Genomic DNA, 22,671 nt, shown 5'->3' on the forward strand with positions numbered 1-22,671 from the left:
CAAGTGACTGGATCATGTGCGCGAGAGTTCTACTTCTTTGGTGGTTGCACTTCCGCAGCCATTTTCAGCAGTTCTTCCGTGAGTTTGTCGGAGGCAGTTGGTTCAAGGCGGTTGGTACCAATCCAGGTTTCGTATCCACCAAGGCGATGTTGGCGAGGCGTAGGAAGGTAGCCGAGATAGCCATGGGCGAGTGAGACCAAAAATGAATTCGCAAATGGATTGCGTGCTTTGAACTCCAGGCCAATCTCGCAGAAGACTTCGCAAGGCATGGTGCCGATGCAGACATCTCCGATGCGAAACAGCTGAACTGGAACCGTGGTCGTTTCAGGATAGGCAGCCAAACGCATGGCTCGCTCGGCATAAATGAACGACAAATCAGATTTACTCTTCGGCCCTGCTGCGATGGTCTCCGTTGCCCATTTTTTCTGCTCGTCGGTCGGCTTGCGCCAGGTGATGGTAGGTTCGCGATAGGCGGCGGCCAGGCTGACGTGGTCCTGATACTTCAACTCCTTCATTGCCGTGTGAATCTTGGTCGCGACATCCTCAGCCACATAGCGAATTTGCTCATAGGGTTCTTTACGGCCGCGCGGTTTCACGAAGTTGTTGTTGTTAATGTCGCCGCTGGTTCCGTTGGCAAGAACGGCCACGAAGGGAGGAACATCAAGAGCCTGATTGCTCGTCTGCTCCGGCTTTTGATCGGCCGCGAGCAACTGCTTCAAGTGTTCGCAGCAGACTCCGTAGTAGTCGGCCGAAATGTGTTCCTTGCCGACACCCCCTACATAGTGCAGCGAGTACGTTGCGAAAACTGAAATCGGTCGACCATTTGGTTCACGAACCGAAACGAATGATACAGTCGGATCGGTGGGACCCGCGGGCTCGATTAAATTCGGACTTCCGCCGGGCGGATTCATCTTCACAGCTTCGACTTCGCCGAATGGATTTACCGGCGCAGTTCCTGGCTTCATGTGCCAGCGGCGATTAAAGACATGCTCAGGAACGTCGACTTTGCTAAAGGCAATCTGCGCTGGTCGGCAGTTGTTGAGCGCGCGAGCCACACCGTCGGCAATTCGCTGAGCGACAAACGCTTGATACTCATCGACGGTCTGATCGTGCTGCAAGCGATTCTTGCCGAGAGCACTGCTGGCCGAATGCGTGTGCGTCGCACTAATCAGAACCTGTTCGCGCGGAATCCCCGACTTCTCGGCGATCAACTTGCGAGCTTCATCGCTCACCACTCGATGGATGCCCAGCAAGTCGCAAACGACTATCGCCAACTTCGTCTTGCCGTCATCCAGTACCAGGCAGCGAGCATTCAGTTCGTCGTGAATGTGTTTCGACGGATACGGCACGAAGCCGCCGACAATTTCCAATCCCAGCGGAGGGGTAATGTTGCTGGTCGCAGCCCCCGCTTGAAAAACTTCAGCTCCCCATAGCGGGCTGCTAATGAGAGCGCAAATCAGACCGACTGCAAATGAAGCGGGCTTTAGGGCGGGCAGCATGGTGAGAATCTCGCAAGCGGAAGGGGCGATGCCGTGATACTCCCAAATCGTGCCGCAGATTGCCAGCGAAATTTGTGACGGTTACGATGCGCCCGTTTCCCCGCCTTCCCGCCTGCCAGGATGAACGCCATGCGCTGCACCCGCCGAGTTGCCCTTGGATCGATCGCTGCCACTCTTGCCTGCGGTTCTTTGCCCCTCAGCGCGATGAATACGCCGCGCAAGCGATTGGCCGTTATCACCACAGTCTGGCGCGATCGCTCGCACGCCTGGCATATGGCAGAGCGTTTTCTGCACGGCTATCCGCGGCAAGGAGCCTGGCATCGCCCACCCATTGATGTGGTCAGCGCCTATGTCGACCAGCAGCCGGCCGGTGATCTCAGTCCGCAACGAGCCAAGGAATTTGGCTTTCAGATCTACCCCACGATTGCGGATGCGCTGCAATGTGGTGGCAAGGATCTCGCTGTGGATGCCGTACTGATAATCGGTGAACACGGCACCTATGAAAAAAGTGAGTACGGCCAAACGAAGTACCCGCGCTACGAATTCTTCAAGCAGGTAGTCGAGGTGTTTCGACGATCGGGGCGAGTGGTACCGGTCTTCAATGACAAACACCTATCGTGGAACTGGGACTGGGCTAAGGAGATGTATGACGTGGCGAGCGAACTGAAGATTCCTTTCGCTGCCGGGTCTTCGCTGCCTGTTACCTGGCGAATGCCTGCAATCGACCTCCCGCACAACGCCGAGGCTGAAGAACTCTTGTGCGTGGCGATGGGAAGCGTCGACAGTTATGACTTTCACGCGTTGGAAGTCATTCAGTGCCTGGCAGAACGACGTCGCGGCGGTGAAACGGGAGTTGCTGCCGTACAAGCCCTGCGCGGGGAGGCTGTTTGGCAGGCAATGGCGGCCAAGGATTGGACAGCGGGAGGTTGGGATCCAAGACTGTTCGAAGCTTGTTTGTCGAGAAGTCAAACCCTCGCCCAGCCGCCCACCTTTAGCCATCGATATCCCACCCCAGCCCAAATTCGCGAGTGGGTCAAACAGCCGGTGGCTTATCGCATTGAGTATCGCGATGGCACGAAGGCCACGATGCTCCTGCTCAACGGTCTGGTTAATGACTTTACAGCAGCCGTGCGGCTCAAGGGCGAGAAGCAACCATTCTCAACCCTGTTCTATTTGCCGCCGACGCCGAACGTAACTTATTCTGCTTCGCTAATGTCCAAAGCAGAAGAAACATTCCTCACCGGCCAAGCGCCGTGTCCACTCGAGCGAACCCTGCTAACAACCGGCCTGGTCGAAGCTGGCGTTCGCTCACTGGGCAAAGATCAGGTTCGACTTGAGACGCCCCATCTCGCCATTCGCTATCAAAGCCCAACCCGAAGCTCGTTCTTAAGCGACTAGTTGGCCCGACGAAGCCAGCGATTCTGGTTGGATTGCGGGCGGGCGACCTGCTACAAGGTGGGTTACAAACTGCGATTGCGGCAGACCAAGCCTTGCTAGTTGTTTGAGCCGACATGAATCCCAACTTTCTCCGCAGCTGTCTCGTACTCTGCCTCGCAAGCTTAGCTTGCTATGGGCGAGTCGGTGCGGCCGAATCGCCCGACTTCGAGCGGCAGATCTTGCCTCTGCTGTACAATCGTTGCTTTAGTTGCCACAGCGAGAAGGTGGCCAAGCCTAAGGCCGAACTACGATTGGACTCGGCAGAGGGGATTCGCCAAAGCGGGGTGTTAAACACCGCCAGCCCCGACAAAAGCGAATTGCTGATTCGAGTCTCGTTGCCTCATTCGGATGAAGGTCTGATGCCGCCGTTGAAGGGGGGCGGGCAGCCGCTTAGTGAGGCCGAACGTGGGCTCGTGCGGCGTTGGATTGCCACGGGAGCGAACATGCAGGGGTGGCAGCGTTTCAATCATCGCGAGCCCGCGGTCGAGTTTCGCAACGCACCCTTATCGCGAGCCGATGTACCGGAGTTGGCTCGCAAGGTCGACGAACTTGTTCAGCAGTATCATCTGTCCAAAGGGACGGCGCTCAACGCCGCCGTGAGCGACGAGGGCTTTTTGCGCCGCGTCTATCTCGATGTTGCGGGCCGGATTCCCAGTTATGCCGAATCGCAAGAATATCTGGCCAGTAAAGTGCCAGACAAACGTGCCCGCTTGATCGACAAATTGCTCGACGGCGAGGGCTACGTTAGTCACACCTTCAATTGGAAGGCCGATCAACTGCGGCTAGTTACAAAGGGTTTTCCTGGCCAACCAGGATATATGTACGAAGACTGGGTCAAAGAATCGATTCAGTCGGGTATGGCCTACGACGAATTTGTGCGCCAGCTGGTCACTGCCCAAGGATACCTGTGGGAGAACGGCGCGGTTGGTTTCTATCTGCGCGATCTGGGAATGCCGTTCGACCATATGTCGAACATGGCCCGCATCTTCCTGGGAACTCGGCTCGAATGTGCTCAGTGCCACGATCATCCATTCGAGCCGATCACGCAAAAGGACTTCTATCAACTCACGGCCTATACCTATGGAGTTTCGAATCTTTATTCATCTGCTGGTTTCTCGCCAGACAACGTTAAGCAGTGGCCCGAACTGAAGTCGCTGTTGGACTCAAACAATGCTTCCAAAGCGCTTCGCGATGCGGCCAGCGGAACAATTGCTCCACTCAAGCGGCTGACCAAAGACACGGAACATAGCCTGACATTTCCCGAACATTATGCGTCCGAACCCGTGGCCCGCGGCAAGGTGGTCGAGGCGCGCACGATGTTTGGCGACGAAGCGCCGGCCACCGCCGAAAACCGCCGCGTGAAGTTTGCCGACTGGATAACTTCGCCGCGCAATCCGCGCTTTACGCGCAATATCGTTAATCGACTCTTCAAGCGAGTGATGGGGGTGGGATTGATCGAACCGGTGGATAGTCTGTCGCCGGTTAATCGGCCAGAGCAGCCGGAATTGCTTGAATTCTTGACGCAAACGATGGCTCAGCTTCGATACGACGAACGAGCGTTTCTCGCAGTGCTGCTTAACTCGCGAGTGTATCAAAGCGAGGCGGAACGAAAGGACTTGGAGCCGGGCGAGGTCTATATGCTGCGCGGCCCGCTGGCGCGGCGACTTTCGGCGGAGCAAGTTTGGGACTCACTCCTTGTCCTGCTGGTCGAAGATCTCGATTCTCGCAAGCCGCTCCCTCTCGATCGTGGACCGGCCGGTCGCGACCTGCTCGTCAAGCTGACCAACATGACTGCCGAAGAGTTGCTGAAGCGTTCGCACGAGATGGCTGAGTATCACGCGGTACGTCGACGCCACAACATCGAACTAGAAAACCAAAAAAGCTTGCTGAAGAAGGCCACTGAGTCCGGTGACGCTGAGAAAGTGCGGCAGTTGCGCGCTGAATATGCGACGACCAATGCCCAGTTCGAGCAGTTGCAACGTTCCATGCAGATGGGGGGCCTGGCGACTGCGAAGGAAACTGATCCTCGCTGGCAGAAGCTACCACCGTCGCTCGTGCGCGCCTCCGAGATTCCGACACCGATTTCCCTCGGCCATTTCCTGCGGCAATTCGGCCAGTCAGACCGCCGCGAAATCGATGCGTTTAACAAGAGTCCGAAAATCACTCACTCCTTGGCCCTGATGAACGGTGATCTGACCCAAACGGCGATCGAATCCGACTCGTATTTGCAGAAAGAACTCAATTCGATCCAGAATGCCGAGCAGCGAATTGACGCGATCTATCAGTCGATTCTCATCCGCCGCCCGAATGCTGAAGAAGCCGAACGCTGCCGAGAATTATTCGCCACCAGTCGCACGCCCGACGCTGACCTGATCTGGGCACTGCTGAACTCGCCTGAGTTTCTCTTTATTCAATAGAAGTCGTCCGATGCAAATCATACCCACCGAAACTTCGCGCCGCTCTTTCCTCGAAGCGTTTGCCAAGACCTTCTTCGGAGTCAACGTGCTCGGGCTGTCGATTAGTGCGTCGGCAATCGAGCGGCGAAAACCACCAGCTCAGAGTGTGGTCTATTTGTACTTACGTGGCGGCATTTCTCACATCGATACCTTTGATCCCAAGCCGGGCCGAGCCGAGATGGGCGGCGTGACGGCGATCGACACCAGCGCGGCGGGCGTTCAGGTCTCGGAGTGGTTTCCGAAGTTTGCGCGGCAGATGCACCATGTCTCGCTGGTTCGCTCGATGACTTCGACGCAAGGAGTTCACGATCGCGGCAACTATCTGGCCCACACCAGTTACTACCTCACGCCGACGATTGCTCATCCGGCCCTTGGCACTTGGGCCCTAAAGCAATTGGGGTCGGCCAATCCGCTGTTACCGGGCAATATCCTGATCAACGGCAGTCCCCAGCACCCTGGTAGTGGATACATGGAGTCGCACCTGGCTCCGCTGCCGATTGTCGATCCAGCTTCCGGTTTGCAGAACTCGGCGTTAAGACGCGGCGAAACCGCGCTCGATTTCGTGCGGCGTACGCAACTGGCGAAGTCGCTGGGACACAGCTTTCTCGAACGTACGCAACTGCGCTCGGTTGCAGCCTACGACAAGATTCACGCCAAGGCCGTCGACTTAATGAAGAGCAAGGATCTGAAGGCCTTCGACATTACGCAAGAAAGTGCCCAAACACAGGAAGCCTACGGATCGCATACTTTTGGAAAGGGTTGCCTGCTTGCGCGGCGACTTGTCGAACATGGAGTGCGGTTTATTGAGGTCGAGGACGATCAGAACTGGGACACGCACAACGATCAACTCGTCTCGATGCAGCGCATGACCCCCTCGGCAGATCAAACGTTGGCAGCACTGCTGAGTGATTTACATCAGCGCGGTCTGCTCGAAACGACGCTCGTCGTGATGGCGACGGAGTTTGGTCGTACGCCACAAATTAGCGAGGTCACCGCCGGGCGCGGGCATCATCCAGCCGTGTTCACGTGGTGGGTCGCTGGCGGCGGTATGAAAGGCGGCTATGTGTACGGCAAGTCCGATGCTGCTGGCGATCGCGTTGCTGAACATCCTGTCAACATGCCCGACTTCAATGCGACAATTGCCCACGCGATGGGAATCGACGTGGAGAAGATCGAGCATTCGCCTTCAGGGCGCCCCTTCACGGTCGCCGACAAGGGAAAGATCATCGAAGATCTGTTTGCATAATTCAGCTAGGGGGTTCGTTTGGTAACCGTGACGCTTTGGATGAGATACTTGTTGAACTTGTTGCCGTCCGATTCCAGGTTGAAGTTGAAGCCCCAATAATTGACGAACTGGGCATCGTCAATTTTCCACGTCACTGTGTGCCACTTCTTGTTATCGGGCACGGTGTACCAACCACCAGCCGTCTTGAAGCCGGTCTTCGATTCATAGACCAACTTGAAGCCAGAATTCTCGTTGGCCGGATTGCGGCGAACGACAGCAGTGATTTCGAGCGGGACCGTGGTGTAGTTCAAAAAGTTGGGATCGACCGTGAAGACGTTTCCACCGGGCACATCGCCGGCGCGGGCGGAGCCGCCGTAAGCGATGACCGCAGCGGCGACGTCAGCTCCAGCTGCCGTGTGGAGCCCCTTCTCGGCGGTTGTTTCGCCGAACGTGATCGAAACCGAGTTCGCGTCGGAGAAATCTCCGCCCCAGGGGAACGGCTTGGTCCGGTTGGCTTTTGCCTGCGAAACGAATGATTCCGGTACGTTGAGCACAAGCACCGGAGCAATGGTGAGCTCGTAGCTACGAGCTTCGACGACGTTGGTCGTGAGCGGGTTGGCGATTCTTACTTCGCGACCGAATTCGACGCGCTGAGGTTTGCCTGGTCGCGCCCAGGTGCAGAGCACAGTCCCTGCGGAGCCTTGGAAGACGAAGCCGTAGTGCTGGTCGTTGAGCAGCACCCAGCCGAGGTAAGTCGGACGCTGGCCAAGGTATTGAATCAGCTGTTGCATAGCGGTGTAGGCTGGCCGTGGTTTTCCCTTGGCATCGATCAACCCGAGTGGACCGCTGTCGCCATCGCGTCCCTCGAACCATTGAATGCAGGCGACCCCTTGGGCAATTCCCATCGTGTAAGCCTTCACCAAAGCATGCGCCTGGTTGTCGGCTCCCTTGCTGGAGTCGGAGCCCAATTCGGTAAATATGATCGGCACGTTCTCTTTGGCGGGATTTCTCACAGCCAGCATTCTGCGCACCGTGGGAACGATGTTCATGAACACCGCTTCCGAGCCTGTGTTATTTGCCACACCGTTCAGCACTTCGTAGGGATGCAGCACGATGTAGTCGAAATGGTCTTTCGCTCCCGCTTGAATAACCTGATCCAAATAATTCACATGCGCACTCTTGGCCGAAAGACCAACCAGACAATCGGGCTGGGCAGCCTTGGCTGCGTCATACGCGCTGACAACGATTTTGGCATAGTCCGCAGGCGTTTGATCCTTGCCCGTACCGTTTGGTGGCTCATTCCAGATTTCGAAATGACGCGACTTCCCCTTCACGTGAGTCGCAACTTGCGATACGTAGTTCGACCAGGCTGGCAAATTGTTGACAGGCAACGTGCCGGGGCGATCGAGTTGATTCCACTTGCCGCTTCCGTAAAGCAGTATTCCAAACTCAATCTTCTGTTCGGCGAGATACTCCAGCTGCCGATCCAGTTCGTCCCACTTCCATTTTCCTTCTTCGGGTTCGAGGCCTCCCCAGCCAGCCTGCGGCGAGCGAAAAACTCGCAGACCGATGGCGGACATTTGTGGAATCCAAGTGGCGTTGTCCGCCACCGAGCGATTTCTCACGTGGCTGGCACCGACGCCAAACGGACTCGGGAACGGATCGACGCTCGCCGGCTGAGCACCGGCAGGTGCTGCCGTCAGGAGTAGTGCGCAGGAGAGAATGAGAATTGATACGACCAGCTGCGCGGAAGTGCGCAGGCTACGCATCGAGTGAAAGTGGAGAGTCATCTCAGCTCACTTATTCGAAAGTTGGCTCAGGAAAGACGTGGAGCATCATTTTCGATGCTCCGCTATTGTCTGGCAATTGCGGCGAAGGTTGCAGCCGAGCCGAAGCTCAGAGCAAAACCACTAAGCTGGCTTGGCAGCCACTTTGCGCTTCGGCTTCTTGGGCTTCATCGGTTTCTCCTCGGCGCGAGGAGCGGACGGCGCTGCGGGTCGGCGCTCTTCGGCAAGTCGCGAAATGTTAAGTTCCTGGCCGGCCACACGGACCTTCTTCAATTCTTGAAACATGTCGCTGGGCATGCCCACGGGCAGGTCGACCGTGCTGTAGTCTTCGAAGATCGAAATGCGGCCAATGCTCGAGCCGTTGATGCCTGTCTCGTTCGCAATGGCACCGACGAGATTGCCCGGCTTCACTTGATTGACGTGTCCGACTTCAACTCGGAAGGTTTCCATCTCTTCGTCGAAACCGCGCGGGCCGGCGTGACGACTTGGGCGGGAATCGGGGCCCCGATCTCCATGCCGATCACGGCTGTTGCGATCGTGGCTGTGGCGAGGTCCGCCGTGGCTATCGCGCGAGGAGCCGTGCGTATCAAACGACTCGGAGGGCTTGAAAGCATCCTTCATGAGCAATGGCTTTTCGCCATTGGCGAGCAATGCCAGGGCGGCAGCAATCTGCTCCAGCGGAATCTCTTTTTCGCGGCGATACTGGTCGACAATGGAAGCGAGTGCTTCGATATCGGGATGAGTCAGTGCCGCCGTGATCTTGTCGTGAAAGCGAGCAACGCGCTGCTTGTTGATAGTGCGGTTCGAGGGGAGTTCCATCGGTTCGATCGCTTGACGCGTGGCCCGCTCGAGGTTGCGGAGCATGTGTCGATCGCGCGGATGGACGAACAGAATGGCTTCACCACTGCGGCCGGCTCGGCCCGTGCGACCAATGCGATGCACATAGGCTTCGCTGTCGAACGGCAGGTCGTAGTTAATGACGTGGCTGATGCGCTGCACATCGAGTCCGCGGGCAGCGACATCGGTCGCGACCACAATGTCGATCTTGCCCGAGCGTAGACTCTCGACGATTCGCTCTCGCTGTTTCTGGGCAACGTCGCCGTTGAGCGCAGCTGCACGATGGCCGTGCTGCGAGAGAAACTCGGCCAGCGGCTCGGTGGTGCTGCGCATCTTCACGAAAATAATCACGCCATCGATGGGCTCCGCCTCCAAAATGCGGGCGAGAGCGGCCTCTTTCAGATGAGGCGAGGCAACGATAAAGCGTTGACGAATCGTATCGGCAGTCGCGGTCTGTTGGCGAATGGTAACTTGAGCCGGGTTGCGCAAATGGCACTGCGCAATGCGGCGAATCGGCTCTGGCAATGTGGCCGAAAACAGCGCGATTTGACGCTCGGCCGGCAACTGCGTGAGCACCCATTCGACGTCTTCGGCAAAACCCATGCGCAGCATTTCGTCAGCTTCGTCGAGCACGAGCGTCTTCAGTCCATCGACCTTGAGCGAACCACGACGCATGTGATCCATAACGCGGCCAGGGGTGCCGACAATTACCTGCACGCCGCGATCGAGCGCACGGAGTTGGACCTGATAGTCCTGACCGCCGTAAATGGGAACGACGCGCAGCCCGCGCATTTCGCCAGCATACTTCTCAAAGGCTTCGGCAACCTGAATGGCCAATTCGCGGGTGGGAGTGAGTACCAGCACCTGCGGGCGGCGTTCCGCCAGATTGATTCGTTGTAACACCGGCAACGCGAAGGCAGCGGTTTTGCCAGTGCCCGTTTGTGCCTGGCCCAGAACATCGCGCCCTTCCAGAATGAGCGGAATCGTCTGCGCTTGAATGGGCGTTGGGGTGTGATAGCCCGAACGATCGAGAACGCGAACGAGGGCCTCGTTCAGCCCCAGCCCACGGAACATGTTTTCTGGAACCGAATCCTCGGCACCGGCCTCTTCAGGCAACAGCTCTTCAGCCGCTTCAAACTGCGAGGTTTCGGGGGACATCTCGGCGACTTCAACTTCGTCTTGGGCAAACTCAGACATGGAAACGAAACACCTTTGCCGAATTGAACGGCGATGCGAATGGCACCCCTGTCAGCACCAACTGGAGGGCGACAAGAACGACATCGTGAATAAAAGGACCGGGGGATGCACGTCAGTGCAAGCGTGAGTGAGGTAACCGCTTGCGGGCGAGATACCTTCAAAGTTCGTTTAAGCCGCCAGCCTGGCTTCCAACGGATGAAGGGCGGAGAATCCGCAGCCCAACGGGATGAGAAGTCTCGAGATCTGCCGAAAATGCATTTGTGACGGTAAGTTTACCCGAATGGTCCCTGGTAGTGAAGGGACTAAATGGTCAAAAAACGACTTGGTTTTCCGCATTCTACCAGCGTTGTTCCACGAGTCTGACGATCGCCCCAACTGTATTGCCAGTCATCTTGATACTTTGCCTCGCGCGCGCGGCCGCGGTCTTTGCACGCTTTTGATGCAATCCTGGCGATACTTCCAGCGGGCGACAGGTGGTGGCGATTCGTGCCTCGTAGTTTGGCGCAGTAGAATCGGCCTCATCGAGGTGATTCATGAATCTGGCACTTCTGCTCCTGCTCTGTACCCAGGTCGATCCGCCAACCAAGACCCAGGAAATTCCCCATGCAGGGCTGGCTCGCGCCTTTGTCGAGCGACTCGGTCGGGGCGAGTTCGACCAGGCGGTCGCGTCGTTCGACGACACAATGAAACGTGGGCTGCCCGCCAGCAAACTACGCGAAGTCTGGCAAGGCATTACTGGACAGTATGGCCCGCTGCAGAGCCTGGGCGAAAGCCGACGTGAAGTTGTTGACAAATATCAGGTTGTGTTCGTCACGCTGGAGTTTGCCCGTGGCAAACTGGAGGCGAAAGTCGTTTTTGATTCCCAGGATCGAATCGCCGGCCTGTTCTTTGTTCCCGCAGGAAAGTACAAGTCGCCTGCCTATGTTGATACAACAAAATTTTCGGAGGTGGAAGTGAAGGTTGGCAAGGGACTGTTTCCTTTGGCCGGTACCCTTTCGCTTCCCACTGGTGATGGTTTGTTTGCCGCGGTCGTACTTGTGCATGGCTCCGGTCCCCACGATCGAGACGAGACCATCGGGCCGAACAGACCGTTCCGGGATCTGGCTCAGGGACTAGCTTCGCAGGGTATCGCCGTGCTGCGCTACGAGAAGCGGACGAAACAACATCAACTGGTGATGGCGCTGACGACCAGTACCATTACGGTAAAAGAAGAAACAGTTAACGATGCGGCCGCAGCTGTCGAAACGCTCGCCGGCCAGGAAAAGATCGATCCCAATCGGATCTTTGTCCTCGGTCACAGTCTCGGCGGCATGCTCTTGCCGCGAATCGCGGCAGCCAATCCCAGGCCTGCCGGGTTCATCAGCCTTGCCGGTTCCACGCGTCCGCTCGAAGATCTGGTCTTGGAGCAAACGAAGTACATTCTGTTGTTGGACGGGCCACTGAATGCCGAAAAACAACAACAACTTAATGTCATCAAACAACAAGTAGACAAAGTAAAGTCCGCGGACCTGTCGATCGATACGCCAGCACGCGAATTACCCCTGGGAGTGGCCGCCAGGTACTGGCTGGACTTGCGCGACTATGACCCTGCCGCGGCAGCCCAGAGAATCGCAAGGCCGATGCTCATATTGCAAGGTGAGCGTGACTACCAAGTAACCATGGACGACTTTGCGCGATGGAAACAAGCGATAGGCTCACGAAATCAAGTAAAATTTGTTTCTTACCCAACGTTGAACCACTTATTCATGGTTGGCGCGGGGCCAAGCCGGCCCATCGAGTACCTTACCCCCGGAAACGTGGCAGAAAGTGTCATTCGCGACGTTGCGCAGTGGATCAAGTCGTCCCGCTAGCAAGTTGGCAACCTTTCGTTTAGGTAACAGTTTGTACTAATAAAGATGCCAAAAATAACAATAAGTTCAATTTGTCAACCCTTGCAACACCTTGTGCCCAGTTCTGGCGGCAGCTAGCCTAGATGGAGTCTTTACTCTTTCTTTTGAGGTGATGCATGGCCAAGAAGTCGTCGTCGAAGTCGGATCGTTCGGACCCCAAGCAAAACAAGAGCCTGGCGATTCGCCTGGTCGTCAAGAAGATGCCCGCCGCCAAGGCCACAGAAGTGGCCGAAGTGGTGAAGAAAGAATACGGCCACGAGATCAGCCAAAACATGGTCTACATGGTGAAAACCAAGGGGAACATGGCGACCGATGGCCGGGCTAAAAAGTCCAAGTCGGCCAGCGATAGCCCGCTGACTTCGCCAGCCCTCTGGGTAGACGCGATCAAGACGGCTCGCCAGCTGTTGAAGGCGACCGGCAGCCTGGCCAATGCAACAGCTTTGTTGAAAGCCATCGATGGCTAACTGGCACAACCGCTAGTTACGTTAAGAAAAAAGCAAACGGGGTGGGTTTTGCACCGGCTTACCCCATGTATTTACACTCTTTATCGAGTATATTGTTGGACACACACGGACGGCGACCAGTCGGCAACTTAGCCAAGCGGCGTTCATCCATGGCAACGCTCAGGGAATACGCAAATGGCTGAAGGCAGCATCAAGAAGCTTACCGACAAGGGTTTTGGTTTCATCACGGTTGGTCCCGGTAAGGACCTGTTCTTCCATTCTTCCGCAGTTCAAGGCGTCAGCTTTGACGACCTGCGCGAAGGCCAGAAGGTCACTTACACCGAAGGCCGCGGACAAAAAGGTCCTTGTGCCGAAAATGTAACCCCCGTCTAAATTGAATTGGCTTCTGCAGGTCAGAAGCTGAATCCAAGTGACACGGTCGAAAACAGAAGTAGCCCGCACACTGAACTGACTCCCATTCCACGGAAGGAAATGGGGCGGTATCAGGACGCACGACGTTGCGAGCGGGCCCCTCTTGCAGGCACGGTTACCAAAGGCTGGTTTCGCTACCAGAACGTAGTGTTTCCATGCCACGGAAAGTAGTTGGGTCGATTGCCGCCAAAGCGGAACTCGACGCCGACCATCAGCGAAAAATTGTGCATGGTATCCAGTCGCGACGTGCCAATCGCAAAGTTGTCGACAGCATCGAAGCGCAGCGAGAACCACGGCGAATAATAGTGCTTCAGGCCGATTCCCAGCGGAATCGTCAGCGCTGTATCGTCAATCCTCTGTCCCAAGTCATTCTCGAAGCGGAAATTAGCAAAACCTAAGCCCGCGAGAAAATAGGGTCGCCAACGCGAATCGCCCCAGGGATAATGGAGCAGCGCGACATCGACGTAATAGTTGCGTCCTTCTTCGGCAATGGGAGCACCGACTCCATTGAACAGTTCCGTGCGGGCAAAGGCATAACGACCTTCCCAGCCCCAAAAATGATCGAAGTCGTTGCCTAGCCGCAACCCGAGAAACGGCGCATTGTCCTGTTCGACGTGTCCCCCGACGATGCCGTCGTTAAGGATGCCCCCCATAAATATGCCCCAGTACCAAGGGCGATTTCGCCAGCTAGTGCCGACCAGCGGTTCGCCCCAGCCTGTGTGCCGAGCGATGTCGTTCGGATCGTCGTGGGCGAACCAGGCGTCGCGCGGCGGATGACCATGACTGCCATGTCCACCGCCGTGATGTTCGAGCTGATCGTAGGCGGGCGCATCAGCTGGCCAACCCTGGGCGGAGTTTTGTTCCAAGAGCAGGCGTTCGCCCGGCGCGGGAACGGGCTGCATTGGCCCGATCTGTGTGGGCGCGAGGCGCGGCTCGGTTGCGGAATCCGCGAAGGGATTATTGCCGGTTGGCGGGCCGCGCAGCGGCGAGGGTAGCGGCTCGGTGGCTTGAGCTTGTAGCACGCCGGCTGAAGTTGGCAATGCGCGAAGCGGATTGATCGGACCTCGTCCCACGGCCTGGCGAGCCGGTGTTTGAGAAAATGAAGTAGTCGCCAGCAGCGCACAGCAGCCCAGCACCACGAGGGTGATCGCGCATTTCGAGCTAGGTTCACAAGAGAACATGAAAAATGACCTGCTGGCAGAATCTGCTGCCGCAATTTCAGGAGGGCGGGATTCTGCGGATGCTTTGCTACCACGTCAAGAGAGAGTGGGCGGTCAGAGGCATAAACTTTTTGGTCGTCGCTGCTAGCAGATAGCGCTACTGCTCGAAGTATTCATCACCACAGCCCAGCTGCCGAACAGCTTCGTACATAGCGATGCCAGCGGTCACCGATAAATTCAAGCTACGAACCTGCGGCCGCATGGGAATACGCACCAGCTGATTGGGAAACTGCTCCATGATCTCTGCCGGTAGGCCACGCGTTTCACAGCCAAAGATCAGCACATCGCCGGCCTGATAGCGCGGCTGTAAATAACTTTGCTTGGCCGTTTTGGTGAAGAGCCACGTGCGACCGGCGCTGAACGGCTCGTGCAATTCGGTTGCCAGCGTTTGCCAATCAGGGACCACGCGCAGATCGAGCAGCGACCAATAATCGAGCCCCGCCCGGCGGACCGCTTTCTCGCTGATATCGAAACCGAGTGGCTCGACCAGCCACAAGCGGCAACCGGTGGCGACGCAGCTGCGGCCGATGTTGCCTGTGTTGGGCGGGATTTCCGGTTGATACAAAACAATATGCAGCAGGGGAGCAGTGTTCACGGGATGGCCGGTAAACAAAGGGCTGGGGAGGAGAGGCCGCTACGCGACGCTCGCTCATTGTACCTGACGGCTGCATTCGCTCACTGGCTCTTGTGGCCGACTCGCAGTTGGTGTTTATTGCGGGTGCAAAAATCACATTCCTACGGTCCATTTCCTTTCTAACGAATCATCTTCTTCCATGACTCAGACTGCCGTCCCACAGTATCCGGCTGCCTTGGAATTCGCCGAGAAGCAAGTCGCTGCCTTGACCTATCAACACCCTGATTTCTTTCCGATTTACACGGTGGGTGGCAAGTGGCACCACGGGGGCGAACTCTGGACCGATTGGACGGGCGGTTTTCTCGCCGGCATGATGTGGCAGTTCCACCTGCGCGAACGTAACGAACGCAAAGTTCGTGGGCTGAGTGACGACGCCTTGAAATCGTCCGCCTGGCGCAAGCGGGCCGAACACTATTCCCAGTTGCTTGAACATCGTCAGCACGATCGCGACGTCCACGACCTGGGCTTCATTTTCCTGAGCACCTATTTGCCCTGGTACGAAATCACCGGCGAGAAACAGTTGCACGACGTGCTGATTCAAGCTGGTCGTACGCTGGCGATGCGGTTCATGGAGAAGGGGCAATACCTGCGCTCGTTCGTTGCGCCGGAGTCGCTGTTCATCGACATCATGATGAACGTGCCCATCATTTTTTATGCAGCCATTGAGACCGGCGATCGCGACCTCGCGCGGATTGCCACGGCCCACTGCCGCACGACGGAGCAGACGCTGGTTCGCCCCGACGGCTCGACCGCTCACGAAGGGCTGTTTGACCTGAGCACCGGCAAGTTCCTCAAACAGACAACGCATCAAGGCCTGCGCGATGACAGTGCTTGGGCCCGCGGCCTGGCGTGGTCGCTGTACGGCTACAGCAAGTGCTATGCACTCACCGGCAATCAGGAGTTCCTTGAAATCGCCGAGAAGAACGCCGACTATTGGATTTCGCACCTCCCCGAGGACCGCATTCCCCTGTGGGATTTCGATGCGAACCCCAACGAACCGGCGCCGTTTGGCAATCAAAAGGAATCGAGCGCTGCTGCCATCGCGGCGAGTGGCTTGCTGGACCTGGCGCGCCAAACACAAGATGACGAGCGCGCAGAGCAATACGAAGCGGTTGCGTTGGCCACGCTCGATTCGCTCTGCCAACCCAAGTATTTGGCTCGCGAAACACCGGGCTGGGAAGGGATCCTTAAAGAGGGTGTTTATCACACGTCGAAGAACCTGGGGGTCAACGAATCGGTGATGTGGGGCGAGTACTTCTTTGTGGAAGCGCTGACGAAAGTCGTCTGCAGTCAATTCGATCGCGTCTCTGCCGAGACACTCGAACGCAACAGCGAGCGGTACGCAGCGTTTGGGCTCGATAAGAAATAGTTGTCCGGCACTGAAGTCGAGCACTCGCCGGCGGGTCGATACACTATCCACTTCCCCTGCCAGCGAACTACAATTGTGGCTCGGCACCTTTACCTTCGGACCTGCGAACTCTCTCGGCGCTGGCGGTTGGATGTGGTTGTGCTGCTGCCGAGAGCACTGGCAGCGAGGCCATTGGTGTGACAATCGTCCTTTTCCTTTGCGCCGCGATTATGAGCACAGCACCTCCCAAAATTAGCCAGTTGCGAGCGTCGATTCCTGAGACGTTTCGCCTGCGGTCGACGCTCAAAGGCGTTTCGCTCTTTTTGCTCACCGGCACGCTATACGTTCTCACGTTTATTGCTTGCCTGGCGGAACCACATCCCGGCCTTCAGTTTGCCTGGGGGTTCGCAAATTCGGTTTGCATCTCGGTTCTCTTTATCATTGGTCACGATGCTTGCCACGGCAGCTTGACCCCGTCCAACTTCCTCAACCAGGTTCTTGGCCGGCTCGCCTTTTTGCCTTCCTGGCATCCCTTCACCAGTTGGCACCTGGCCCACAATCAGTTGCATCATTGCTTTACCAACCTGCGCACCAAAGACTACGTGTGGGTTCCCCTGTCCAAAGCCGAGTACGACGCCTTGCCGGCCTACCGCCGTGCGTTGGAAAGGCACTATCGCACACTAGCGGGCGTGGGCAGCTATTACCTGATTGAAATTTGGTACCGGCACTTGATGTTTCCCCGCTCATCCGATCATCAAGTGCTGCCGCGGTTCACCTCGCTCTTCGACCGCGGGATTGTGGCCGTGTTTGCCCTGGGCCAAATCGCGATTGCCGCGGCAGTGGGCTGGCCGTCGACAGGTCAAATGCTCATCAACGTTGCGCTCGCCGTGATTGTGCCGCAACTGCTCTGGAATTGGTTCATGGGACTGGTGATTTTGCTGCACCACACGCACCCCAAGGTCCGCTGGTACGACGACCCCGAAGAGTGGTCGTTTTATGCTGGCCAGGTGCAGGGAACTGTGCACGTAAAGTTCCCTTGGCCGCTGGGGCCGATGTTACATCACATCATGGAGCACACGGCCCATCACATCGACCCGCGCGTGCCGCTGTACAACCTGCCCGCTGCCCAATTGGCCGTGGAGCAGTCGTATGCAGAAGATGTAATCGTCTCGCCATTCAAGATTCGCCAACTGCTCGGCATTTTGCGGCAGTGCAAACTGTACGACTATCGCCGCCAATGCTGGCTGGCTTTCGATGGCACTCCTACGACCGAGCCCGCGGCAGAGCTTGTTCGGTCGCAAATGTCTTGCGAAACGGCGAAGCTGAGTTAGTTGCCAAAAAAGGCGTTGCCTGCGACCCCCATTTCGCCGATGATATAAACGTCCGTCGATATTCCCTCGATAGCCCCCACCGCATTCATTGCAAGAGCCCGCCCTATGCTGACCCTCCTTGGCCAACAGCGGCGATTATGCGACGGTTTGCCCCGCCGCGACTTTTTGAAGATTGGCTCGCTCGGCCTTGGTGGTTTGGCGCTACCGCAGATGTTGCAGGCCGAGGCCGCTGCTGGCGTTGGTCGTTCGCACAAGTCGGTGATCATGATCTATCTGTCGGGTGGGCCGCCCCATCAAGACATGTTTGATCTCAAGCCCGATGCGCCCGTCGAAGTGCGCGGCGAGTTTCAGCCCATCAGTACGAACGTGCCGGGCATTCAGATTTGCGAACACATGCCGCGGATCGCGGCGATGATGGACAAGTTCGTTGCCATTCGCTCGCTGGTCGGCGCTCAGGGTGGGCACAGCTCGATTCAATGCGCGACGGGTCATGCTCCCCAAGGTGCGCCGCGAGGTGGTTGGCCTTCGATTGGAGCTGTGGTCTCGAAGGTGCAAGGCCCGCTCAACCCGACGATTCCGCCAGCGGTCGACGTCTCGCAGAAGATGGCGCACGACCCGTACAACATTCCCGGGCCCGGGTTCCTCGGTCTCGCTCATACGCCGTTTCGTCCCGATAACGAAACGCTGGCGAACATGAGTCTGCACCAAGACGTAACCATGGATCGGCTCGGCGATCGCAAGAATCTGCTCCTAGGTCTCGATCGTTTGCGACAACAGGCTGCAGCTGCCGACCAGCGCGGGCTCGATCCCTTTGTAGAACAAGCGATGGGCGTGCTGACGTCGAACTCGCTGATGCAGGCACTCGATCTGACTCGCGAAGATCCCAAGATTCGCGCCCGCTACGGCGAAGACGATCTGAATGCACTCGGCCCGGCACTAGGACGTTTGGGCTATGGTGCGCTGATGTCGCGGTTCCTTACCGCGCGCCGATTGGTCGAAGCTGGCGCAAGATTGGTGACTTGCTCCTTCGCCGACTTCGATTGGCACGGCAAGAATTTTGACCATGGGCGGAAGGTGCTGCCGCTGCTCGATCAAGGCGTCTCTGCCCTCGTGCAAGACTTGCACGAACGGGGCCTCGATCGCGATGTGACCGTCATCGTCTGGGGCGAATTCGGCCGCACACCCAAGATCAACGACAAAGGTGGCCGCGATCACTGGCCCGGCGTGGCCTGTGCCCTGCTGGCCGGTGGCGGCCTCCGAACTGGCCAGGTCATCGGTTCGACCGATGCCACCGCGTCCGAAGCTGTCGATCGGCCGGTTCAGTTCCAGGAAGTCTTCGCCACGCTCTATCACAATCTGGGCATCAATCTCGATGCCACGACCATGACCGACCTCTCCGGCCGGCCCCAATACCTGGTCGATCATACCGCTCCGCTGCGCGAGTTGATCTAACTCTCGGCACTCAACCCAGCAGCCGAAATCGCACCTGCGATTTCCACCTAAACGTCCAACTTCCGCACCATTGTTGGACACCAACCTGCAGCCAAACCCGAGAGTTACGCACACCACTGTCCAACTATCGACCCCATTGTTGGACGGAATGTTATACTTGACAAACCCACGGCGGATCGGTAAGATTCAGGCACACAAAGGAAACTTGCGATGCCTGCCAAACTGCCGAAGACAAACACCGACGCTGATCTTAACGCCATGAGCATGGCCGCCATCTTCGCAGATGAAGACAAAGCCCGCGAATTCATGGAAGCCAAGCGCTGGCCGAATGGTCCGGTTTGCCCACACTGCGGTAGCGAGAAAGCCTACCGTCTGACACCCAAGGCCGGATCGAAGAAGCCCGTTCGCAAGGGTGTCTGCAAGTGCAACAAGTGCCGCAAGCAGTTCACGGTGAAAGTCGGCACCATCTTTGAAGACAGCAAACTGCCGATTAGGTTCTGGCTGTTCGCTATCCACTTGATGACTTCCAGCAAGAAGGGCGTCAGCAGTCACCAACTTGCCCGCGAGCTTGGAATCACCGTCAAGTCGGCTTGGTTTATGACCCACCGCATCCGCGAGAGCATGAAGCTGGACCCAATGGCTGGGATGCTCAAGGGCGAAGTTGAGGCAGACGAGTGTTATGTCGGCGGTAAACCGCGTCGCGGTGGTCCGAAGGGCAAGCCTGGTCGTGGCACCAGCAAGAAGCCGGTTCTAGTGCTGGTTGAACGCAAGGGTGCTGCGGTTGCCACACCGATCAAGAACGTCACCAGCAAGAGACTTCGCCGCGCAATGGAAGCCGTAATCGCCAGCGAAGCAACCTTGATGACTGACGAAAGCCCGCTCTACACATCGACCGGGAAACTGTTCAAGGGACACCACACCACGAACCACCGCAGTGGCGAATACGCTCGCCGCGAGAACGATCTACGCATCCACAGCAACACCGCTGAATCATTCTTTAGTTTGTTGAAGCGTGGTCACTACGGCACGTTCCACCAACTCAGCGAAACCCACCTGCAACGATATTGCGTTGAATTCGCATTTCGCTGGACCCACATGAAGCTGACCGATGGCCAGCGGATGGTGAAGGCGATTCAGGCCGCTGGTGGCAAGCGGTTGATGTACAAGCAACCAAAGGATCGCAAGCCTGGAACTGGTCTGGTGGGTGAATAATCGCCACAACTGGTTGTGGCAGCACCGAGTGTCCAGACAAAATGCATGGGCAAGCTGCCCCGCAATTGACATTGTGCCAGTACTTACCGATACTTCAGACAGAGCGTCACTTTTTGCCGAAAACCGTGATGATGTCACGGAAACCCCTTTGCGGGTCGCATTCTTAACCGAATGCCTAGGCAACTAGGGCGCTTTTTTTATTGGAAACAGAAACGGCCATATCCCAAAATGCCGTGAGCCCTACGGCGTCTTTTGCTTCAGCGAAGTTAGCTTGTTAATCATCGCAATATGCGATGCTAGAGTTACCTTTGCTTGCTTTGCACCAGCCACCAAGTGACGGTCGTTTTGGTGGTATCCAACTGCTCCCATCAGGACATCGGCCATCTGAATCAGTTCGCTTTCGTGTGACCTTACAGGCTCCACCGTAGAAACGATGTCAACTGACCGGTTGAACCTCTTTCGCACTCCACGATTCAGGATATTGCGAAACTCTTCAAGTGAATGCTTTGACTGCCGCTGGTCAAAAAACACCTGAATTCTGTCTTCGTTATTGGCGGCGTATACAGCAAAGGAGTGCAGCAGGAACTGGTAGTAGAGCTTATAGAATCCGGTCTCTTTGCTTCCATCATGATAGGTGTCGTAGTCGATTTGCGTGGTATCAAATACGACAGATCGAAAGTGGAGCAGGTCGCGCCGGCACACTCGGAAAAACTCATTAACGTATTCGGCGTATTCGCCGATCTTCTGGTTGGAGACTTTCGTCCACTTCATTTCTGCGTGCATCGAGTGAAGATCGCGATAAGCAGCAATGCTCTCGGTGAACTTCAGTTCACACTCTGGGCTCGTGATGATTCCGCCGAAGACCATAAATCGGTCTTGAACGGTGCGGCTTTCGTCGCAGTACACCCGAAAAATTTTCCCGCCCGACATGCTCGCATCCAATGCTGTTGATTGCCGAAACGACTATCGCATTTTCATCGCCATCCGTATAATGAAAATGCGGCAGACGGGATTTGCACCCGCACGGACATTCCCGGTAAAGAGTGGTTCCACCAGCTTCCAAAGCTGACGCGTCTGCTAATTTCGCCACTGCCGCACTAAAGACCGACAGCCAATTGGCTGTCGGTCGGGATGATCGGCACCATTAGGTGCAAAATGTCGCACGGCAACTAGGGCGGCTGGGTCCGCAAAACACGTCCGCCCTAGTTGTCTTCTTTCACGCTGGCCGCCGTGCCGGCCTTCCTATTTGGCACTACTGCACTCCCTTCTGCATTGTTGAGAAATTACACAGCTCTTCCTGGCAGAGTATTGGTTACTTGGCAGCGTTATTAGCTTCCTGTTCCCGCGCTGCGAAGTCGAATTCGTCTTCTGAAATGTCGTCGATGCGCAACTGTGGCTGAGTTCCGCCTGCTGCCTTTGGAGCCTTTGCGGGCTTCGGTTCGCGTGCGCCCGGATACCACTCCAGCAGCCCGTAGAGACCGTTGGGAAGTTTGTGGAACGTGGCGGTGTTCTTCGAAAGGGCAGCGTAAAGGCCGCGCTTTGCATGCTCGTCGTTGGACGTGTTAAACTTGTAACCGCCCTCCAGCAACGAATCGTAAATTTCGTTTGCGGTGGTTGGACCAGCACCGTTCGCTTTGCGCCGTTCAAGGACCATGCGAACCGCGCTGGCAAGCGGTTGTCCATAGTACGCGTCAGGCTGCAAAGTCCCCGAAGCTTTGGTGGTGACGAGTTGCTCGTCGGTGTAGATCGGCTCTTGCTTGATGAGGCTGCGAAGGCTGTTGACCATGCGCTTCTTCTCAATCAAGTCCGCCTCAAGTTCTGCGATTTGTTGCTGAACTAGGGCAATGGTTTGCTGGACTGCATCAGACATAGTGATTCTCCCGGTAAAGAAGGTTGAACTAAATATGGGAACTTGGTACCCATCCGAAAAGCGGGCGCACCCCACCGATTGAAGCTAGCGAGCGGCGAAAGCACCATAAGTGCTAGGGCAACTGAGACTTGGGTTTTTCCAGATTTCTGGGCTGCGGCAACTGGACAGCAGTGATGATGACTGAACAGACGACGGAAAGTCGTTCAAGAAGGAGTTTGTTGATGACTGACAAGAGGAAACCACCAGTCCATATCCCGCTCGATTTCGAGACCGCGGTGGGCGGACTGCTGAAGGTCGATCCGAAGAAGCTGCCTGAGTCGGCGAAGAAGAAGCCAACGGCAAAGCCGGCCACGAACAAGTCCGCGAAGAAGTCCTCGCCGGAACGGGCGGCGAAGAAATAGC

18 protein-coding genes and 1 tRNA gene are annotated in these 22,671 nt (G+C 56.7%); 11 read left to right on the forward strand and 8 right to left on the reverse strand.

Going from position 1 to position 22,671, the window contains the following annotated elements; translation table 11 throughout:
• Window positions 1–29 precede the first annotated feature (29 nt).
• Complete coding sequence (locus ETAA8_RS32700) at window positions 30–1,499, reverse strand: neutral/alkaline non-lysosomal ceramidase N-terminal domain-containing protein (protein ID WP_145099159.1); 1,470 nt, start codon at window positions 1,497–1,499, stop codon at window positions 30–32.
• A gap of 129 nt (window positions 1,500–1,628) precedes the next feature.
• On the opposite strand from ETAA8_RS32700, the gene ETAA8_RS32705 reads away from it, so the two are divergent.
• The 3 genes from ETAA8_RS32705 (at window position 1,629) to ETAA8_RS32715 (ending at window position 6,638) form a co-directional block, all read left to right on the forward strand.
• Window positions 1,629–2,897: a hypothetical protein gene (locus ETAA8_RS32705; RefSeq protein WP_145099162.1), complete on the forward strand. Its 1,269-nt coding sequence runs from the start codon at window positions 1,629–1,631 to the stop codon at window positions 2,895–2,897.
• A 113-nt stretch (window positions 2,898–3,010) separates the two neighbouring features.
• On the forward strand, window positions 3,011–5,353 hold the full coding sequence (locus ETAA8_RS32710) for a DUF1549 domain-containing protein (RefSeq protein WP_145099165.1): 2,343 nt from the start codon (window positions 3,011–3,013) through the stop codon (window positions 5,351–5,353).
• Window positions 5,354–5,363: 10 nt separating this feature from the next.
• A complete protein-coding gene (locus ETAA8_RS32715) occupies window positions 5,364–6,638 on the forward strand; it encodes a DUF1501 domain-containing protein (protein WP_145099167.1) in 1,275 nt (424 codons plus the stop codon).
• 5 nt (window positions 6,639–6,643) lie between these two features.
• On the opposite strand, the gene ETAA8_RS32720 is transcribed toward ETAA8_RS32715, so the two are convergent.
• Entirely contained in the window at window positions 6,644–8,407 is a 1,764-nt protein-coding gene (locus ETAA8_RS32720; protein ID WP_145099170.1) for a glycoside hydrolase family protein, read from the reverse strand.
• Window positions 8,408–8,527: 120 nt separating this feature from the next.
• Window positions 8,528–10,438: a DEAD/DEAH box helicase gene (locus tag ETAA8_RS32725; RefSeq protein ID WP_202921416.1), complete on the reverse strand. Its 1,911-nt coding sequence runs from the start codon at window positions 10,436–10,438 to the stop codon at window positions 8,528–8,530.
• 533 nt (window positions 10,439–10,971) lie between these two features.
• Between ETAA8_RS32725 and ETAA8_RS32730 the strand changes: the two genes are divergently transcribed.
• The 3 genes from ETAA8_RS32730 (at window position 10,972) to ETAA8_RS32740 (ending at window position 13,163) form a co-directional block, all read left to right on the forward strand.
• Complete coding sequence (locus tag ETAA8_RS32730) at window positions 10,972–12,288, forward strand: alpha/beta hydrolase (RefSeq protein WP_145099173.1); 1,317 nt, start codon at window positions 10,972–10,974, stop codon at window positions 12,286–12,288.
• Window positions 12,289–12,443: 155 nt separating this feature from the next.
• On the forward strand, window positions 12,444–12,791 hold the full coding sequence (locus tag ETAA8_RS32735) for a hypothetical protein (protein ID WP_145099176.1): 348 nt from the start codon (window positions 12,444–12,446) through the stop codon (window positions 12,789–12,791).
• A gap of 174 nt (window positions 12,792–12,965) precedes the next feature.
• Window positions 12,966–13,163, forward strand: coding sequence for a cold-shock protein (locus ETAA8_RS32740; protein ID WP_145099179.1), 198 nt, complete (start codon window positions 12,966–12,968; stop codon window positions 13,161–13,163).
• Between the two features lie 173 nt (window positions 13,164–13,336).
• Here the strand turns inward: ETAA8_RS32740 and ETAA8_RS32745 are convergent, their stop codons facing one another.
• The gene (locus ETAA8_RS32745; protein ID WP_145099182.1) at window positions 13,337–14,383 is read right to left on the reverse strand and encodes a porin family protein; all 1,047 of its coding nucleotides are present in this window, start codon (window positions 14,381–14,383) and stop codon (window positions 13,337–13,339) included.
• A gap of 136 nt (window positions 14,384–14,519) precedes the next feature.
• Complete coding sequence (locus ETAA8_RS32750) at window positions 14,520–15,017, reverse strand: tRNA (cytidine(34)-2'-O)-methyltransferase (RefSeq protein WP_145099185.1); 498 nt, start codon at window positions 15,015–15,017, stop codon at window positions 14,520–14,522.
• Between the two features lie 178 nt (window positions 15,018–15,195).
• Here ETAA8_RS32750 and ETAA8_RS32755 point away from each other — a divergent pair, with 178 nt between their 5' ends.
• From ETAA8_RS32755 to ETAA8_RS32770, 4 genes are all read left to right on the forward strand, one after another.
• Complete coding sequence (locus ETAA8_RS32755; protein ID WP_145099188.1) at window positions 15,196–16,425, forward strand: glycoside hydrolase family 88 protein; 1,230 nt, start codon at window positions 15,196–15,198, stop codon at window positions 16,423–16,425.
• A gap of 209 nt (window positions 16,426–16,634) precedes the next feature.
• On the forward strand, window positions 16,635–17,735 hold the full coding sequence (locus tag ETAA8_RS32760) for a fatty acid desaturase (RefSeq protein WP_145099191.1): 1,101 nt from the start codon (window positions 16,635–16,637) through the stop codon (window positions 17,733–17,735).
• A gap of 105 nt (window positions 17,736–17,840) precedes the next feature.
• Window positions 17,841–19,187: a DUF1501 domain-containing protein gene (locus ETAA8_RS32765; RefSeq protein WP_145099194.1), complete on the forward strand. Its 1,347-nt coding sequence runs from the start codon at window positions 17,841–17,843 to the stop codon at window positions 19,185–19,187.
• A 210-nt stretch (window positions 19,188–19,397) separates the two neighbouring features.
• On the forward strand, window positions 19,398–20,399 hold the full coding sequence (locus tag ETAA8_RS32770) for an IS1595 family transposase (RefSeq protein ID WP_145099197.1): 1,002 nt from the start codon (window positions 19,398–19,400) through the stop codon (window positions 20,397–20,399).
• Between the two features lie 240 nt (window positions 20,400–20,639).
• Here ETAA8_RS32770 and ETAA8_RS32775 read toward each other — a convergent pair whose 3' ends face one another.
• The 3 genes from ETAA8_RS32775 to ETAA8_RS32785 all read right to left on the reverse strand — a co-directional run bounded on the left by ETAA8_RS32775 (window position 20,640) and on the right by ETAA8_RS32785 (window position 22,269).
• Window positions 20,640–21,329 (reverse strand): DUF3800 domain-containing protein, encoded by a 690-nt coding sequence (locus ETAA8_RS32775; protein ID WP_145099200.1) that lies wholly within the window; start codon window positions 21,327–21,329, stop codon window positions 20,640–20,642.
• Window positions 21,330–21,397: 68 nt separating this feature from the next.
• Window positions 21,398–21,495: transfer RNA gene (locus tag ETAA8_RS32780), tRNA-Pro, on the reverse strand.
• A gap of 216 nt (window positions 21,496–21,711) precedes the next feature.
• Window positions 21,712–22,269, reverse strand: coding sequence for a hypothetical protein (locus ETAA8_RS32785; protein WP_145099203.1), 558 nt, complete (start codon window positions 22,267–22,269; stop codon window positions 21,712–21,714).
• A 221-nt stretch (window positions 22,270–22,490) separates the two neighbouring features.
• Between ETAA8_RS32785 and ETAA8_RS32790 the strand changes: the two genes are divergently transcribed.
• Window positions 22,491–22,670, forward strand: a complete 180-nt coding sequence (locus tag ETAA8_RS32790; RefSeq protein ID WP_145099206.1) for a hypothetical protein — start codon at window positions 22,491–22,493, stop codon at window positions 22,668–22,670.
• Window position 22,671: the final 1 nt, after the last annotated feature.

Origin of the sequence: Anatilimnocola aggregata, from assembly GCF_007747655.1 — a bacterium.
Lineage (GTDB): Bacteria > Planctomycetota > Planctomycetia > Pirellulales > Pirellulaceae > Anatilimnocola > Anatilimnocola aggregata.